The organism is Sphingobium psychrophilum, assembly GCF_012927105.1.
Classification (GTDB): Bacteria; Pseudomonadota; Alphaproteobacteria; order Sphingomonadales; family Sphingomonadaceae; genus Sphingobium; species Sphingobium psychrophilum.
Map to the genome: position 1 here is coordinate 70,654 of NZ_JABBFV010000018.1, position 16,818 is coordinate 87,471.

Consider the following 16,818-nt stretch of genomic DNA (forward strand, 5'->3'; position numbering starts at 1 on the left):
TTGTCTCTATTGGTAGTAGTGGCAGTAACAGGATGATTGGGGTGAAGAGGGGAAGCCCCGCAAATCCTTTACTTCGCCATGTCTGCGTTCAGACGTAGACGCGACGCAGCAGCTCCACCAGCATCGCGGTTTCGGCCGGGCTGAACCGGGCTTTCAGCCAATTTTCATGCTCGGCGATGCAGGCGCGCGCTTGGCGCAGCGAGTCGCGGCCACCCTCGGTCAGGCTCAACGTCTGGCGGCGGCGATCCTGCGCGGAGGCGCCGCGGGTCAGAAAACCGCGGTCCTGCATGCGATTGACGATCGCCATCACGCTCGCCCGGTCCATTTTCAGTCGGCGGCCGATATCCGCCTGCGCGATGCCGGGCTGATCCTCGATCAGCCAGAGGACGGCGACCTGCTTCTGGGTCAGGCCCAGGTCGCTGAAGGTTTCGGTGAAGTGCTGATAGACCGCCGCGCTGGCAAGCCGGATGTGAAATCCCACCAGCCCGTCGATGCCGCTGAGGCGAGGATCGGGGAAGAGGTCGAGCGGCTCGATATCGTTCATGGTATTCATAGTAACAGTGTGCGGAGTAAGTGCCGATACGTCAATGCGGCCACTTGAAAAAATGTGATTGTCACATACAATATCTTCAACCATAAAAGGGAGAGGATCAGCCATGGCGCATTTTCCGGACACGCCGTCTTTCACGGGTTTCAACACGCCCACGCGGATCGAGGCGGACATCGCCGACCTGGACATAAAGGGGGCGGTGCCGCCCGAACTGGACGGCGCCTTCTACCGGGTGCAACCCGACCCCCAATTTCCGCCGCGGCTGGGCGACGATATCGCCTTCAACGGCGACGGCATGATCACCATGTTCCGCTTTCATGACGGTCAGGTCGATTTCCGCCAGCGCTGGGCGAAGACCGACAAGTGGAAGCTGGAGCATGAGGCGGGTAAGGCTTTGTTCGGTGCCTATCGCAATCCGCTGACCGACGACCCTGCGGTCGCGGGACTGGTGCGCGGCACCGCCAATACGACCGCCTTCATCCATGGCGGGAAACTCTATGCGCTGAAAGAAGACAGCCCGGCGCTGGTGATGGACCCGGCGACGCTGGAGACGGACGGCTATACATGGTTCGACGGCGCGATGACCGGTCAGACCTTCACCGCCCATCCCAAGATTGATCCGGCGACTGGCGACATGATCGCCTTTGGCTATGCGGCCAAGGGGGTGCTGACGCGCGACATGACCTATTATGTCGTGTCGCCGGACGGGCAGCTCAAACAGGAAATATGGTTTGAAACGCCCTATTATGCCATGATGCACGACTTCGCGATCACGCCTGACTATGCGCTGTTCCATGTCGTGCCCAGCACATCCAACTGGGAGCGACTGGAGCAGGGGTTGCCGCATTTCGGTTTCGATACCACTCTGCCGGTCTATCTGGGCGTCCTGCCGCGCCGGGCCGATGCGACCGCCGCGGACATACGCTGGTTCAAGCGCGACAATTGTTTCGCCAGCCATGTCATGAACGCCTTTCAGGACGGCACGAAAATCCATTTCGACACGCCCGAAGCGAAGAACAATATGTTCCCCTTCTTCCCCGACATTCACGGCGCGCCGTTCAACGGGCCGGAATCGGCAAGTTTCCTGACGCGCTGGACCGTCGACATGGCGTCCAATGGCGAGGATTTCGCCAGCGTGCAGCGGCTGACCAATATGATGGGGGAGTTTCCCCGGATCGACGATCGCCAGACCGGCCTGCCCTATCGCTATGGCTGGTTGCTGGTGATCGACCCGACCAAGCCGGTGGAACTGAAAGGGGGCAGTCCGTCGGGCATGTTGATGAACACGCTGGGCCTGATCGATCACCAGACCGGCGCGGAGCAAAAATGGTGGTGCGGGCCGCTGTCGTCGTTGCAAGAACCCTGCTTCATTCCACGCAGCCCCGACGCGGCCGAAGGCGATGGCTGGATCGTGCAGGTGTGCAACCGGCTGGAGGAGCATCGCAGCGACCTGCTGCTGTTCGATGCGCTCGACATCGCCAAGGGGCCGATCGCGGAAATCCGTATTCCCATCCGCCTGCGTTTCGGGCTGCACGGCAACTGGGCAACGGCCGACCAGATCGGGCTGGCGGCTTAGCGGTTAGACCTTCTCCCCCGCCGCCCGCGCGCGGGGGAGCAAACTGGCATGGTCGCGTTCGACGCGCCACACCAGCAACAGCAATATCAGCACCAGCGGCGGCGCGACCCAGTTGATCGACAGGATCGCCCCGCCCAGGTCGCCGCCGCGCGCGTCGCTTATCATGCCCACGGCATAGGGACCGATGCCGAGGCCAAAGATGGTCGACACGACGATATAGAGGCTGACGGTCAGCCCGCGCATCCGCGGCAGAACCTGTTCGAACAACACGGCATAGAGCGGCGGCATCCACATCGTCAGGATCAGGCTGTACAGCGTGAATCGCAGGTAGAAGTCGCCTGCGTCCGGCGCATGATAGACCCAGAAAGCCAGGCACGGCGAAACGCTCATCGCGAACAGCGCGACCCAAACCCGGCGCGACAGGCGGTTCGCCCCGATCCGGTCGGACAGCGGCCCGGCGATCAGCGGCCCGACCACGCCGAGGCCAGCCGATAACAGGCCGAATTGCAATCCGGTGTCGGCGGGCGACAGGCCATAGCCTTTCATCAGGAATGACGGCGTAAAGCCCATGACGCCATAGTTGATGACGCTTTGGAGCGCGCCTGCCGCGATGCAGAGCAGCAGCGAAGGATTGCGGGTGATGAGCGCGAAGGCGACCGGATCGCGCCCTTTGAGATTTTGCAGCAGATTGGCGATGACGAAGGCGCCGAAGCCGATCACGCTCCATTGCACGACATGCGGGCTGATCGCCACGCCGCCGAGCAACAGGGGGGGGCGGGGCGAAAAGGATTCCGACCAGTGGATCGCCAGCAGCACGGCCAGCAGGATCAGCGCCAGCAGCCCGATATTCAGCGCCCAGTCCCGCGGCGTCGCCCGTGTGCGCGCCAGACTCACCCAATGAAAGCCCGGCGTCACCGCGCCCAGCACGTTCAGGCTGGCGCGGAAGGGATGGGGATCATGGGCGGTCGGGATGCCGTCCATGACGCCGCGCTGCGGTTCGGGCAGGCGGCTCATCAGGAAGGCGATGAGGAAGCCGGGCGTCGCCGCCACGGCAAAGGCGAATTGCCAGCCCTTCAGGCCCAGCGGTGCCGTGCCTGTGGTGTAGCGCGCGTCCCACCATTGCGCGGCCATGCCGCCGATGATGAGCGATCCGCCCAGGCCGATGGCGATCGCGGCGGCCATCACCGCCATCACCATGCCGCGCTTTTCCCGCGGAAAATAATCATAGGTCAGGCTGGTGCCGGCTGGCTGCGATGCCGCTTCGCCGATGCCCACGCACAGGCGCGAGAGCATCAGCGTGAAGAAGCCGGTCGCCAAAGCCGCGCCGCCAGTGGCGAGCGACCAGAAGCCGATCGTGATGGCCAGCAGTTTCGTCCTGATCCACCCGTCCGCCAGCCGCCCCAGCGGCAACGAAAACAGCGCGTAGAAAAGCGCGAACACGGTGCCGTAGAGCAGCCCCATTTCCGCGTCGCCGATCTTCAGGTCCGCCTTGATTGCGGGGGCCAGGATGGCGAGGATATTGCGATCGAGCAGGCTGACGAGATTGGTCCCCGCCACCAGCGCCAGCGCATAATAAGCGGTCGAGCGCGAAGGGGTTGCTATCGTCACAGGGCGAACACGCGCTCGGCATTGGTCTGCATCAGCTTGCGTTTGGCCTCATCCGAAATATCGAGAGTGTCATGCGCTCGCACTTCGTCTGCTACATATTCATAGGGATAATCCATCGCATACATGACCCGATCTTCCCCCAGCACCTTTTGCGCGAATGTTATCGCCGGCTCCCAGGCCATGCCGCTGGTGGTAACGCAGACATTCGACCGCATATAGTCGTGGATCGATTTGTTGAGCGGCTTCATCCGTTCATAGCGCTGCGATCGCACGCCCGCCTGGTGCATATAGTCCAGCCGGTAGAGCCAATAGGGCAAAGCCTCTCCCATATGGCCGACGACGATCTGCAAATCGGGATAGCGGTCGAAAATGCCGATGGTGATGAGGCGCAGCAGGTGCATGCCCGTTTCCACGCCAAAGCCGAAGATCGCGCCGTCCAGTCCCGCGTCCAGCATCGGCCCGATCATCGCGTCGGGCGGGGTTGAGGGGTGAATGTAAAGCGGCTGGCCAGTATCGGCGAGCGCGCGGAAGATCGGGTCGAATTTGGCGTCGTCCAGATATTCGCCCTGGGTATGGCTGTTGACCATCACCCCCTTTAAGCCCAGATCGCCAGCGCCGCGCAGGATTTCGGCGGCGGACCAGTCCGGGTCTTGTGGGGCGATCGACGTCATGCCGACGAAGCGCGTGGGGTGCGCCGCGCAGCGGTCGGCGAGATGATCGTTGGCGCGGGCTACCATCGCCTTGGCCTCTTCCATGTCGAGCAGCGGCTGCACGCCCGGCGAGGTCAGTGACAGGATCGCCACGTCGATGCCGGTCGCGTCCATGTCCGCCAGCCGCCGGTCGCCAAGGTCGAGCAGCCGGTCGATGATCTGGGTCGCCCGCTCCGACGGCGATTGGCCGTAAAAGCCCCAGAGCGACACCATGCCCCGGTCCGCCGTCCCGTCGCGCACCATGCGCAGATAGGCGTCAATCTGTTCGCGCGTGGCGAAGGCTTCTTCGGTGGCGATGCGCCGATAGCCGCGGTCGCCGCCGGTCCTCAGTTCATGGCTCATCGCTTATCCTTCGTGAATGGCTTTGGTGACGAGGCAGGCGTCGATCCCTTCGGGACCGTCTTCCGCGCCATGGCCCGACCATTTGACCCCGCCGAATGGCGAATCCGACCCGCCGATCATCGCCGTGTTGATGCCGACCATGCCGGCCTCGACCGTGCGTGCGACCCGGCGCTGCCGTGCGACATCGCTGGTCCAGGCATAGGCGGCCAGGCCATAGGGCAGGCGATTGGCCTCCGCGATCATGGCTCCCTCATCGGCATAGGCGTTGATGAGGGCGACGGGGCCGAACGGCTCCTCATTCATGATGGCGGCGTCCAAGGGTGTGGCTGACAGCACAGTCGGGGTGAAGAAATAGCCCGCATTGCCGATCCGTTCGCCCCCGGTCTCAAGACGGGCGCCCTTGGCCACCGCGTCGCCGATCAGGCGGTCCATTGCATCCAACCGCCGCGCATTGGCCATCGGTCCCATGACGCTGGCGGGGTCCGATCCATCGCCGACCGTCACCTGCTTGGCCCGATCGACAAAGCCGGCAAGGAAGCGATCATGCACGCCCGCCTCCACGATGAAGCGGGTGGGCGACACGCATACCTGCCCGGCATTGCGATATTTGCCCGCCACCACTGTATCGAGCGCCTTGTCGATATCGGCGTCGGCAAAGACCAGCACGGGGCCATGGCCACCCAGTTCCATCGTCGTGCGCTTGCAATCCTCTGCGGCCAGTTTCGCCAGATGCTTGCCGACGGCGGTGGAGCCGGTGAAGCTCATCTTGCGGATGATGGGAGACGATAGCAGGTGCCGCGACACTTCGTCCGGCACGCCGAACACCGCCTGCGCGACATCGCCGGGTAGGCCGGCGTCGAGCAGGCATTGCAGCACCCCCAGCGCGGATGCGGGCGTTTCCTCCGCCGCCTTCAAGATCACCGAGCATCCCGCCGCGATCGGCGCGCCCAGCTTGCGGCCAGGATTGCCGAGCGGGAAGTTCCAGGGGGCGAAGGCCGCGACCGGGCCGACCGGCTCCTTCGTCACCGTGGATCGCTGCCCGGCCGGCCGCACCAATGCCCGGCCGTAGAGGCGAAAGACCTCGCCGGCGTAGAAATTGAACAGGCCGACATTCATCATCACTTCGATGCGCGCTTCGGCCAGCGTCTTGCCCTGTTCCAGCGTGGCGATGCGGGCGAGGTCCTCCTGCCGCTCGACCATCAGCCGCGCTGCACCCTGCAACACAGCCGCCCGCTCCTGCGGCGTGGAATCGCGCCAACGGTGGAAGCCACGCTGCGCCGCCGCCAGTGCGGCGTCCAAATCCGCCGCATCGGCCAGCGGCAGCTCCGCGATCGCTTCGCCGGTGGCCGGGTTGACGACCTTGTGGGTGCGTCGCCCGCCGCCCGACAGCCGCTGGCCGTCGATCATCATGTACAGGTCGGGGTAGGCCATGGGCTCAGGCGCTCACGGCTTCGCGCGCGGCGCGATCGCGGTCGATATCGCCCTGCCAGCGTTCGGCGACGATTTCCTTGCCCGTCACCGGATGGACCATGTGGAATGGGACCATCTTGTGGGTCGGCCACAACCAGTGATCCTCGATCAGGGCGTCCGGGCCGGTCGGGTCTTCGGGATAGGTGATCTTGGGGAAGGGCACATATTCGGCCGGCGTATTGGCCCAGCCCTGGTCGAAATCGGCATGCCATTGCGGCATGTAATTCAGGATCTGGATGCGCCAGATGCCGTCCACCTTCTTGTAGGTATTTTCGTAGATGCCCCCTTCCCACCATTGGCGCGCGCCGAGCATCGGGTTGGACGGGTCGGTATAATCCTTGTGCCGGCCCGCCTGCATCATGGAGCGGGCGCGGGCATAGGCGGTGACGCCGTCGGCATCGATATCGACGATATCCTGCAATTGCGGATGGTCGAGCAGGAAGCCGTCGATCGGCCCGTTGGTGCCATGGGTGAAGCGCTTCTGGAAGCGTTCGACATAGAGGCGGCGAATGCCCGCCTGGCCGCGCCAGACGCCGCCGAAGAATCGCACTTCGCCATCTTGCGTGAACAGGTCGGCGGTTTCGTTGTAGAGGCATTTATCGATCAGATAGCCGTAGAGATGCTGCAATTTGCGCACGTCCAGCTCATCTTCGCGCCGTTGCAGGCGGGTGCCAAGGTCGGCGACGTTCTGTTCCAGGCGGGCGATACGGTCGGTCTCGGACATGATTGGCTCTCCTATCATTGTATGTAACACTTACAGATTAGACGGCTTTCGCGGCCAGTCGCTCCACTTCCTCGCGATAGGGGCGGATGGCGCGGACCATGCAGAGCGTGGCGATCGGCAGCAGCACGCCCGCGGTCATCACCAGCGACTTCCAGAGCTGGCTGGGATCGCCGACGATATAGTCCTGCACCAGGCCGACGAGGAAACTGCCCATTGCGCCGAAGAAGGTGAACATGAACAGGTAGATCGCCGTCACTTGGCCCCGCATCGCATTGGGCGCGACGCGCTGGATCGCGGCGTTTTGCGGTACGGCACCGGCGATGCCGAACATCGCGCCGATGCTGGCGACGCCCAGCGAGGCGTAGCCATTGGGCATCAGCGGGGCGAGGATGGCGCACACCGTCACACAGCCGAAGAAGATCGCGGCGGCGCGGACATTGGCGTCGGCATGGCGCTTGGCCAGCCATTCGACGAAGATGCCACCCAGCAGCAGGCCAGTGAGCGAGGCGACCAGCGTCATCGACCCCATCACCGCGCCGATCTGCGCCTCGTTCCAGCCATAGGTGCGGATCATGAAGGGCACGCGCCAGAATTGCAGGCCGAACACCTCGATCGCGCTCAGCGCCAGCCCGGCGAACAGCGGGTAATAGACGCGGCGCTTGGCATGGATCGCCTTGGCGGCGTCGAGGCCGGTGAAGGTCAGGATGCGGCGGCCGAGCGATACGTCGATGGGGGGCGTGATCGTGCCGGCGGGGGGCGCCTGGCGAGGCGGTTCCTTGACCGTTAGGAACAGCAGGCCGACGAACAAAGCGGGCAGGCCCAGCCAGATCATCAGCCATTGCCAGCCCAATATGGTCAGGCCCCCATGCTGGGTCGGCGCCCATCCCGCCGCGGTCGCGATCAGCATCCCGCCGATCGCCGGCCCCAGCGTGGTGCCGCCGATAAAGCCGAATTGCAGCAGGGCAAAGGCGCGGGTCAATATGCGCGGCGGGAAGGCGTCGGCCAGCAGTGAGTAGGAAGACGGCGCATGAGCCGATCCCCCTGCAGCCAGGAAAACGCGACTGCCGACGAACTGGCCGAACGTCTGGGCTATGCCGCCCAGCGAGGTGATGACGCCCAGCGCCGCGCACCCGCCCGCCAGCACGAACTTGCGCGGGAAGATGTCGGCCAGGCGCGCCAGCGGGATGCCGACGAACAGATAGCAGATGATGCTGGCGGGACCGGCCAGGAAGCCGAGTTGGGAATCGGACAGGCCGAAATCCGCCTTGATCCGTTCCGCCAGCATCGCGAACACAACCTGTTCGAAGAAGGTGGCGAAGGTCGCCAGGATGATGACGAACAGCGCCCAATAGGCGGCGCCTGTCGAGTAAGGCGGGCGCGCGGAGGCAGCGGCATCAAGCGATGCGGTCGCTTCTGCATCCCATAAACTATCGCTCGCAATCGGCGCGGGTGCCAGGGCCATGAGCCTTCTCCTCTCCACTTCTCCCTTTGTTCACAGGGATGAAATTTCGGCTTGGCGAATTTGTAAGTGAACTATACGAATATGGCGAGAGAAAAATGCACGTTCGTTATAATGATCGTCATAGGAGAATAGGATGCTCGATTTTGCGGGACGCACCGCCTTCGTGACCGGTGGCGCCAATGGCATCGGCCTGGGTCTGGTCCGCGCCTTGCTGGCGCAGGGGTGCAAGGTGGCGATCGCCGATATTCGCGAAGATGCGCTGGCCGCGGCCGTCAAGACGCTCGACAATCAAAGCGTTATGGCTGTCCAACTCGATGTCGCATCGCGTGAAGGTTTTGCGCAAGCGGCGGACGAGGCGGAGGCAGCCTTGGGTCCGGTCAGTCTGGTTTTCAACAATGCGGGCATCAATCTGTTCCAGACGATAGACGAGTCCAGCTACGACGACTGGGATTGGGTGATGGGGGTCAATCTGCATGGCGTCATCAACGGCGTGATGACGTTCGCGCCGCGGATGAAGGCGCTGGGGCAGGGCGGTCATATCGTTAACACCGCATCGATGGCGAGTTTCCTGTGCGGCGGCGCGCCCGGCATCTACAACACCACTAAATTCGCGGTGCGCGGCATGAGCGAGTCCCTGCGCTACAGCCTGTCGCCCCATGGCATCGGTGTGTCCGTGCTCTGCCCTGGCCTGGTGAAGAGCCATATCTACGCCAGCGACGAAGTGCGGCCATCCGTGCTCAGCGGCGGCGCGAAGCCGGTGGACAGCGCGGCGGTAGGGCGGCTGGAGCAATTGCACCAGTTTGGCATGGATCCGGACGTCATCGCCGCCCGCACATTGGAAGCGGTGCAGGAGAACCGCTTCCACATCTTCCCCCATCCCGAATTTCGCGACGAATTGGCGACGGTGTTCGATGAAATACTCGCCGATTTTCGCGACTATCCGCAGGATGCCGGCTTCGAGCAGCGCACCGGCTTTGAAAAGATGCGCCGCGACAATTATGCCAAGGCCCGGCGCGCGGCGCGCGAACGCGCTTAATGCGCGAACAGGTCGCCTTGCCGGGGCGGGGCGGCCGGTCGCCTTGGCGCAGCCGGCGTGCCGATCAGCACGCGGGCGCGGCCCGTGAGCGTATACACCGCCTGCCGCTGCGCCCCGCGATTGAGATGGTCGACGCGATACCCCTGATAATGGCGCTTGAGCAGGCCGGCCTTGACCAGTTCAGACGCGGCCCGGCTGAGATTGGTCTTGCCCGACGCGCGCACGCGATTGCGCACCTCCTCCTGCACCAGCACATCGTCGGCGGTTGCGTCGCCGGTCAGCCTGGCGTCCTTGCGCAGTTCGTCGCGCACCCGCTCCACCAGCGCCATGCGGCGCGGATCGCGATGCCCCATCGGCGTCAGCGCATCGCATAACCAGTCGCGCAGCGCGACCAGCCCTTCGCCCACCCGCACTTCCGGCCCCGCGCTGCCATCCGGTCGCGCCACGTCCGCGATCAGCGTCAGCAGCATGAAGGCGTATCGCGGCCGCGAGCAGCAATGCGACAATTGGTCCAGCAGCAGCGAAAGATCGCTGCCGCCTGGAATGCGGGACAAGGCGGGCGCATGAAACATATCGTGAATCAAGCACAGAGCGAGTCGCTTGGGAATCCGCTTTTTTTCGCGAGTCGCATTTTGTCGCTCGTGACACTTTGCCCTCCGGTAAAGTGTCACGGCGGAAATTTTACCGGAGGACGGGGGCGTCCCGCGCTGGCGTTAGCCGGATTGAGCGCCTTCAGGATGGATCATGTTCGGCGGGCAGGGTCAGGGTCACGCGCAGCCCCGGTCCCGCATCGCTCAAGGTCAGCGTGCCGCCATGGAGATGGGCGACCGCCGCCGCCAGCGACAGGCCAAGGCCAGCGCCGGTGATATGGCGCGACGCATCCAGGCGGGCGAAACGGCGCAGCGCCTCGATCCGCCGTTCCTGCGCGATGCCGGGGCCGTTATCGGTCACGGCGACGCAGATCGATGCGCCGTCCCGCCGGGCCGACAGAAGGATGCGATCGCCGCCATATTTGAGCGCATTGTCGATCAGGTTCGACAAGACCTGGCCGAATATCTCACGATGCGAACGGATATGCAGGCCGGGTGGCGCATCGACGCGGATGACCACGCCCTTGTCCTCGGCCAGCGCGTCATACATATCCTGAAAATCGTCCAGCAACGCGGCGACGTCGACAGCCGAAAAATTGTCGCGGCCGATCCCCGCTTCGGCCCGGCTGATCAGCAGCGCGGCATCCAGCATCCGCAGCAGCGTATCGCCTTCCTCCAGCGCCTTTTCCAGCGCCGCGATCGATTGCTCGTCCCGGCTGTGACGCAGGGCGCTGTCCAGCACGGCACGCAACCGGGTGAGGGGGGATCGCAAGTCATGGGCCAGACCGTCGGTCACCAGCCGCATCTCATCCACCAGCCCGGTGATGCGGTCCAACATCGCGTTGATTTCATCGCCCAGCGCGTCGAACATATCGCCGCTGCCGCTCAGCGGGATACGGCGCTGGATGTCGCCGGTGCCAACCGCCGCAGCGGTATCAATGACCGATCGCAGCCGCCCCCGGATGATCGCGGCCGAAAAGAAGGCGGCACCGGCCGCCAGCGGCATGGCAAGCAGGATTGCACCGATCAGCGCCGCTTCTAGATAACCACCGAAGCGGAGATCGTTTTCCACGACATGGCCGGTCAGCAACCGCGTCCCGTCGGGGAATTGCGTGCTGACGACGCCGATGCTCTGGGGTTCCCGGTCCTGCTGGCCGATGCGCCGCAGGTCGAGTTGCCGCCAGCTTTCCGATGGTCCGATATCGGTGGGCCAGCCCGGAATGTTACCGGCGATCCGCCGCCCGTTGGGTGCGATCAGCAGCATGATCGAACTGCCGTCCGGGTCGGCCGTCATGCGGCTATGCACCGTGGCGCCCGCCGCTTGCAGGCCAGCAGCGGCATAGGTGGCGGCGATATCGTCGCGCAGGTTGACCGCGACCGCGCGGCTGGCTTCGTCCACCGACCGGCTGGTGAATTGATGGACGGCCCAAAGCGCGACCAGCACGCAGGCGATCTGCATGAGGAAGACGAGCGCGGCGAACCGCCAGATGACACTCTGGCGCCAGCGCATCGTCACCCCTGTTCGCTCAACCGATAGCCCGCGCCGCGTACGGTGTGGATCAGCGGCGATTCGCCATCCTCGTCGATCTTGCGCCGCAGCCGGCTGATATGCACGTCGATGACATTGGTGCCGGGATCGAAATGATAATCCCACACGCCCTCCAGCAACATGGTGCGGGTGACGACTTCGCCCTGATGGTGCAACAGATAATCGAGCAGGCGGAATTCGCGCGGTTGCAGGTCGATGATGCGCGCGCCGCGCTTTACTTTGCGGGAAAGGAGATCGACGTCCAGGTCGCCGCAGGTCAGGCGCGTTGCGGGCGCTTGGCCGCCGCCGCGTCGCAGGATGATCCGCAGCCGCGCCAGCAGTTCGGCAAAGGCGAAGGGCTTGGCCAGATAATCGTCCGACCCGCCCGTGAGGCCCTTGATCCGTTCATCGGCGGTCGCCAGCGCCGACAGGATGATGACCGGGGTAGCGATGCTGGCAGCGCGCAGGGCGGCGAGCACCGCCATCCCGTCCATGCCCGGCAGCATCCGGTCCAGAATGATGGCGTCATGCGCGGCTTCGGTCGCCAGGAACAGGCCGTCGCGGCCATTATCCGCGCGGTCGACGGTAAAGCCTTCCTCGATCAGCCCCTTGACGATGTAATCGGCGGTGGTGGCGTCGTCTTCGACCAGCAGCACCTTATAGCTCATGACCGTCCTCATTTCACCGCCCGGATCGACGCTAATGTCGCCTTATAAGCGTGCAATCGCTCAAAGCCATAGAAGGCGTCGCGCCGGCCAACCGATTGCGCGATCGCGTGCAGCAGCGCGGCGCTGACCGCATCGGCGTCGTGATTGAGCGCATGGCCGCCGGGCAGTCGCAGCTGGACGACATTGGGTTGGCGCAGCGCTGGACAGAGGCTGGCCGCTTCCTCCGCGCCATGGATGCACAGCAAGGGTGCCCAGCTGAGCCGCCGGGCGGCGGTGGTTGCATCTTCCTCCGGCTCGTTGAAGGAGAAGATATCGGACGGAGAGGCGCGCCATTGGCGGGTGGCACCCGGTACGATCAAGCCGATGAACGCAATCCGCCGACGCAGCGCGGTCGGCACATAGGGGAGCGAGGGCGCGATGATGTCCGCGCCGAAGGACTGGCCCAGCAGCAGTAGGCGCGCACCGGGATCGACGGCAATGGCGCGGCGCAGGCCCTGCGCGATCATGGCACCGGCTTCTTCAGGCGTGCGGCGCGTCCGAAAGAAGCGCAGGCTGTTTTCAGCAACGACCGGGATGCCCCGGCGGGTCAGCCGATCGGCGATCAGCGGCCCCAACCCTGCATGGAACCCCATGTCGTCCGACAAGTAGAGCGCCACCATCCGCGGCTGGCGCGGGTTAGCGACAGCTTTTGCAGGGCGCAGGTCGAACAGCGCGCGGCTGCCGATATAGCCGACATGCCACAGGGCGAGCAGCAGCGCGCAGGTGAGGCAGGCGAGGGTGGCGGTCGATCGGTTCATGCCGCCTGGCTCCATGCGGTGTCGGTATCGGGCAGGGGATGGCCGGCCGACTGCACCCGACCGCTGCGCTCCAATTTGCCCCATCCGACCCATGGACCCAATATGGCGGTGGCGACGGCGCGGATGACGACGCTGTACATGATTTGCCGATAGATGAAGCGCTGGGCGACCAGCAGAAGCGCCGGGTAGCGTTTCTCGCGCGGCTCCAGCCGGTAGGCGACCGCCCCACAGGCGACGTCGATCGCGGTGAAGGCGATCCAGTAAAGCGCCATGCGCAGAACGTCGCTTTGCGTCTGCGCCCAGCCATGCTGATGGATGCGCAGCGCGGTGTCGAGTGCGCTGACCACCAGCGCCAGGTCGATGATCGGCGATACCAGCGCGAAGCCGATCTGGAACAGCCACGCTTGGGGCAGGCCGACCCAGGCCAGGCCTGCCGGCTTGCGTTCGCGCCAGATGCTGCGATGCTTCCACAGGCATTGCAGCGTGCCATAGGCCCAGCGGAACCGCTGCCTGGACAGGGCGCGAAAACTTTCGGGGGCTTCGGTCCAGGCGACGGCTTGCGTATCATAGGCGATATGCCAGCCGGCCCGCTGCACCGCGATGGTCAGATCCTGATCCTCCGCCAGCGTGTCCAACGGATAACCGCCGACGGCGTCCAGCGCCGATCGCCGCCACGCGCCGACCGCGCCCGGTACGACCGTGATCGCGCCGAACCGGGCGAGTGCGCGCCGCTCCAGATTCTGCGCCGTTACATATTCCACCGCCTGCCAGCGGGTGACCAGGTTGACCCGATTGCCGACCATCGCATTGCCGGCCACCGCGCCAACCGCCGGATCGGCGAACCAGCGGGCGAGGCGGGCGATGGTCTGCGGTTCGAACTGGGTGTCGGCGTCCAGCGCGACGATGATCGGCGCGGTGGCGATCTTCAGCGCGCGATTGAGCGCCGCAGCCTTGCCGCCATTGGCCAGCGTCAGCAGGTGCACGCGCGCCTCACCGGCAAAGGCGTCGGCGACGATGCGGCTGGTCGCGTCCGTCGATCCGTCATCGACCACGATGACCTCCAATCCTACCTTCTGGCTGGAAAGGACGCGGCGTACCGATGTTTCGATCACCTTGGCTTCGTTGAAGGCGGGAATGATGACGGACACGAAGATGTCCGGCTGGATGGCCGGCGACGCGATCCGGTTACGCGGCAACCGGCTGCCCAACGCAAGCCCCGCCAGCATGAGCGCGCGGCCGATGCCGAACAGGATGACGGCGAAGAACAGCCATTTGAGCGTCATCGCGATGCCCGCGAGCAGCAGGAATATGGCGACATCGACCCGCACCGCGGCCAGATCGGCTCCACGGATGGGTGGCATCACCTGCGCGGGCGTCAGGCCGGCCAGCGCCGATACCGACACGAAGCGATAGCCGCGCGCCGACAGCGCCTTGATGATGCGCGGCAGCGCGGCAACCGTCTGCGCCCGGTCGCCGCCGCTATCGTGCAGCAGGATGATCTGGGCCGATCGGTCGGCGCCGCCCTCCTCGACCTGGGCGATGGTGCGCGCGACGATGGCGTCGGCGCCCGGCCGCGTCCAGTCGCCCGGATCGACATGCAGGCCCACATTGAGATAGCCCGCCTTCTGCGCCTCCAGCGCCGGGCCGATCTCGTCCGCCGTGGTCGGCTCCGCATCGCCAAAATAGGGCGCGCGGAACAGGCGCATCGCCCGGCCGGTATAGGCTTCGACCAGCCGCTGCGTGCTGTTGAGCTCCAGTGACACGCCCCGATCCCAGACCTGCGCCAGATTGGGGTGGGTGTAGCTGTGATTGCCGATCTCGCTGCCCTGGGCGACGATCTGCCGCAACAAGCCGGGATGCATCATCGCATTTTCGCCGATGACGAAGAAGGTCGCGGGCACATGCGCCTTGCGCAAGATGGTCAGGATCGGCGGGGTCCAGATCGGATCGGGACCATCGTCGAACGTCAACGCGACGTCGTGCGGCTTATAGCCGATGCGGCGGATGACATAGGGGGTGGGCAGGCTGGCGAAATGCTCGTTGGTGATGAGGCCCGCGGTGCGGCCTGATCCCATGACGATCGTGCGGTGGCCGACGGTCGGCACATCGTCGATCCGCAATATCTCGCCATTGCCCTCCACATCGACCGAGTTGAAGCTGGTGAGCCGACCGATCGCGGCGGGCGGCGTGGCATCGCGTTGTTTGAGCGCGGCCCAGAAGCCGGGATCTTCCGATCCCAGCCGCCACAGCGCTATGCCCCCGGTCCCCGCCAGCCGCGCCGCGCGTATCTGGTTCCAGCCGCTTGCCGCGTCCAGCATCCAGACGTGGTGGACCTGCCCGTCCTGCCGATAGTCGAAGCTGGCATTGCCCGAAGCCGGATCGAAGCGGATCGGCGCGCCACTGTCATGCGCGGAGAGCCACGCATCTTCGATCGACAGCGTATCGGCGCTCTTCGCGCCATCGGTCCAGTCATAGGCATAATTGCCAATCGCCACGATCGCCCTGGCAGCCGGCACGACCTTCAGAGCGGCGTGCAGCCGCTGCACGAACCAGGGCTGGGCGGCGATCGGCCCGGCGGTATCGCCGACATAATGCTGGTCATAGTCCATCAGGAACAGCCGGTCGGCCAGCCGGCCATAACGGGCTAGATTCCAGCTGGCGTCATCCACCGGGACGGTCAGCGTCAGCAGCAGGCGGTGATCGTGCAGGATCGGTGCCGCCTGGCGGAGGAACGCCAGATAATCAGCCTGCGCTCGTGTCGGCAGCGCCTCGAAATCGAAAACGACACCGGCCGCATGCATCGCCCGCAATGCGGGGATTAGAGCGTCGAGGAACGCCGCGCGCGCGCGATGGTCATGCAAAAGCGTCGCCGTGCCCGCGCCGTCCCATGCACCGTCAGCGACATTCTGGACGACCGGCGTGATTTTGGGGCGGCGATGCGCCGCCCGTATGATCGCGGTAAAGGCGGGGTCGGTCGTCATCGTCAACCGGTGGGTCGGTCCGGTCACGGATAGCAGGGCCGGGGCGATCCAGTCGATATGGTCGACATGCTGCCGCAGCGAGGCGCGACTGGCATCGTCCCAAGGCACATAGAAGGCTGCCGTCACGGGGTGGGCGGGTAGGATGGAGCGGGCGTGCGGCAACCACTGGGCGAAACCTATGCGCAGCCTAGCGCTCAGATGGCCCAGTTTTTGGCCGATGCCTTCGGCGCGAGGACGCTCCATGCGCAATGGCATGGCAGTCGGGATAGGGACATCGACGATAGTGAGGGCAAAGGCGAATGCGGCAAGCAGGATGGCGACGAGCATGATGAACAGCGCAGGCAGGATGATGCGCCGCCGTCGCCCGCTGGCATCGTAGAAAATCGGCCTTTCCATCGTTCATCCGTGCTTTGGAGAGGCGGCGCAACAGGGGAGGCGCCGCCTCTCGCTTCACGGTCGGGGCAATGACCGCAGCCGTTGATAGGGCGGGCGAATGATCGGGACGATGAGCGCATCATTACAGTTTCTTCATAACCGGTCATACGGCAGTCCTCGCGACCAAAGCGATCCCGTCGGGAGACGCCCATTGCTGGCCCCTGATGTCGCCACATGACATTTTTTTGAAAAAAAGCCGTTGACCGACTCAGAGGGCGGGCCTAGAGGGCTGTTCACCGGACGGGGCGCTTCCAGCAGGTAGCGCTTTGAATGGTCGCCGACATAGACGGGCAGCAGTCCTCCGAGACGCAAGGATCGGGGCGGCATTGTTGTCCGCACTA

At 64.8% G+C, this 16,818-nt stretch carries 13 protein-coding genes; 2 read left to right on the plus strand and 11 right to left on the minus strand.

Translation table 11 applies throughout. From position 1 onward, the window contains the following. Nucleotides 1-88: 88 nt before the first annotated feature. Complete coding sequence (locus tag HHL08_RS19475) at nucleotides 89-553, minus strand: MarR family winged helix-turn-helix transcriptional regulator (RefSeq protein ID WP_169574680.1); 465 nt, start codon at nucleotides 551-553, stop codon at nucleotides 89-91. A 103-nt stretch (nucleotides 554-656) separates the two neighbouring features. Here HHL08_RS19475 and HHL08_RS19480 point away from each other — a divergent pair, with 103 nt between their 5' ends. After that, complete coding sequence (locus HHL08_RS19480) at nucleotides 657-2,126, plus strand: carotenoid oxygenase family protein (RefSeq protein WP_169574681.1); 1,470 nt, start codon at nucleotides 657-659, stop codon at nucleotides 2,124-2,126. 3 nt (nucleotides 2,127-2,129) lie between these two features. Here HHL08_RS19480 and HHL08_RS19485 read toward each other — a convergent pair whose 3' ends face one another. Genes HHL08_RS19485 through HHL08_RS19505 form a run of 5 tightly spaced genes read right to left on the minus strand, consistent with a single transcriptional unit; the run spans nucleotide 2,130 to nucleotide 8,442 of the window. Beyond that, nucleotides 2,130-3,734: an MFS transporter gene (locus tag HHL08_RS19485; RefSeq protein ID WP_169574682.1), complete on the minus strand. Its 1,605-nt coding sequence runs from the start codon at nucleotides 3,732-3,734 to the stop codon at nucleotides 2,130-2,132. Continuing rightward, a complete protein-coding gene (locus HHL08_RS19490) occupies nucleotides 3,731-4,786 on the minus strand; it encodes an amidohydrolase family protein (protein ID WP_169574683.1) in 1,056 nt (351 codons plus the stop codon). Before HHL08_RS19490 ends, HHL08_RS19485 begins: the two co-directional genes overlap by 4 nt. Before the next feature lie 3 nt (nucleotides 4,787-4,789). Further along, nucleotides 4,790-6,217 (minus strand): NAD-dependent succinate-semialdehyde dehydrogenase, encoded by a 1,428-nt coding sequence (locus HHL08_RS19495; RefSeq protein ID WP_169574684.1) that lies wholly within the window; start codon nucleotides 6,215-6,217, stop codon nucleotides 4,790-4,792. A 4-nt stretch (nucleotides 6,218-6,221) separates the two neighbouring features. Further along, complete coding sequence (locus HHL08_RS19500) at nucleotides 6,222-6,980, minus strand: nuclear transport factor 2 family protein (protein ID WP_169574685.1); 759 nt, start codon at nucleotides 6,978-6,980, stop codon at nucleotides 6,222-6,224. Nucleotides 6,981-7,017: 37 nt separating this feature from the next. Continuing rightward, the gene (locus tag HHL08_RS19505) at nucleotides 7,018-8,442 is read right to left on the minus strand and encodes an MFS transporter (protein ID WP_169574686.1); all 1,425 of its coding nucleotides are present in this window, start codon (nucleotides 8,440-8,442) and stop codon (nucleotides 7,018-7,020) included. 133 nt (nucleotides 8,443-8,575) lie between these two features. Between HHL08_RS19505 and HHL08_RS19510 the strand changes: the two genes are divergently transcribed. Then, complete coding sequence (locus tag HHL08_RS19510; RefSeq protein WP_169574687.1) at nucleotides 8,576-9,478, plus strand: SDR family NAD(P)-dependent oxidoreductase; 903 nt, start codon at nucleotides 8,576-8,578, stop codon at nucleotides 9,476-9,478. On the opposite strand, the gene HHL08_RS19515 is transcribed toward HHL08_RS19510, so the two are convergent. From HHL08_RS19515 to HHL08_RS19535, 5 genes are all read right to left on the minus strand, one after another. Beyond that, the gene (locus tag HHL08_RS19515) at nucleotides 9,475-10,050 is read right to left on the minus strand and encodes a hypothetical protein (RefSeq protein ID WP_169574688.1); all 576 of its coding nucleotides are present in this window, start codon (nucleotides 10,048-10,050) and stop codon (nucleotides 9,475-9,477) included. The genes HHL08_RS19510 and HHL08_RS19515 overlap by 4 nt on opposite strands. A 160-nt stretch (nucleotides 10,051-10,210) precedes the next feature. Continuing rightward, nucleotides 10,211-11,578 carry a sensor histidine kinase gene (locus HHL08_RS19520; RefSeq protein ID WP_235955169.1) on the minus strand — a complete coding sequence of 456 codons (1,368 nt, stop codon included), beginning with the start codon at nucleotides 11,576-11,578 and terminating at the stop codon, nucleotides 10,211-10,213. Between the two features lie 2 nt (nucleotides 11,579-11,580). Then, complete coding sequence (locus HHL08_RS19525; protein ID WP_169574689.1) at nucleotides 11,581-12,264, minus strand: winged helix-turn-helix domain-containing protein; 684 nt, start codon at nucleotides 12,262-12,264, stop codon at nucleotides 11,581-11,583. A gap of 8 nt (nucleotides 12,265-12,272) precedes the next feature. Next, nucleotides 12,273-13,061 (minus strand): virulence factor, encoded by a 789-nt coding sequence (locus HHL08_RS19530; protein WP_235955170.1) that lies wholly within the window; start codon nucleotides 13,059-13,061, stop codon nucleotides 12,273-12,275. Then, complete coding sequence (locus tag HHL08_RS19535) at nucleotides 13,058-16,438, minus strand: glycosyltransferase (protein ID WP_169574691.1); 3,381 nt, start codon at nucleotides 16,436-16,438, stop codon at nucleotides 13,058-13,060. The genes HHL08_RS19530 and HHL08_RS19535 overlap by 4 nt, the downstream gene beginning before the upstream one ends. Nucleotides 16,439-16,818: the final 380 nt, after the last annotated feature.

Bases quoted from the DNA above. Each gene is read 5' to 3' on its own strand.
- HHL08_RS19475 (WP_169574680.1), bottom strand. From the start codon at position 553: ATGAATACCATGAACGATATCGAGCCGCTCGACCTCTTCCCCGATCCT.
- HHL08_RS19480 (WP_169574681.1), top strand. From the start codon at position 657: ATGGCGCATTTTCCGGACACGCCGTCTTTCACGGGTTTCAACACGCCC.
- HHL08_RS19490 (WP_169574683.1), bottom strand. From the start codon at position 4,786: ATGAGCCATGAACTGAGGACCGGCGGCGACCGCGGCTATCGGCGCATC.
- HHL08_RS19495 (WP_169574684.1), bottom strand. From the start codon at position 6,217: ATGGCCTACCCCGACCTGTACATGATGATCGACGGCCAGCGGCTGTCG.
- HHL08_RS19500 (WP_169574685.1), bottom strand. From the start codon at position 6,980: ATGTCCGAGACCGACCGTATCGCCCGCCTGGAACAGAACGTCGCCGAC.
- HHL08_RS19505 (WP_169574686.1), bottom strand. From the start codon at position 8,442: ATGGCCCTGGCACCCGCGCCGATTGCGAGCGATAGTTTATGGGATGCA.
- HHL08_RS19510 (WP_169574687.1), top strand. From the start codon at position 8,576: ATGCTCGATTTTGCGGGACGCACCGCCTTCGTGACCGGTGGCGCCAAT.
- HHL08_RS19515 (WP_169574688.1), bottom strand. From the start codon at position 10,050: ATGTTTCATGCGCCCGCCTTGTCCCGCATTCCAGGCGGCAGCGATCTT.
- HHL08_RS19520 (WP_235955169.1), bottom strand. From the start codon at position 11,578: ATGCGCTGGCGCCAGAGTGTCATCTGGCGGTTCGCCGCGCTCGTCTTC.
- HHL08_RS19525 (WP_169574689.1), bottom strand. From the start codon at position 12,264: ATGAGCTATAAGGTGCTGCTGGTCGAAGACGACGCCACCACCGCCGAT.
- HHL08_RS19530 (WP_235955170.1), bottom strand. From the start codon at position 13,061: ATGAACCGATCGACCGCCACCCTCGCCTGCCTCACCTGCGCGCTGCTG.
- HHL08_RS19535 (WP_169574691.1), bottom strand. From the start codon at position 16,438: ATGGAAAGGCCGATTTTCTACGATGCCAGCGGGCGACGGCGGCGCATC.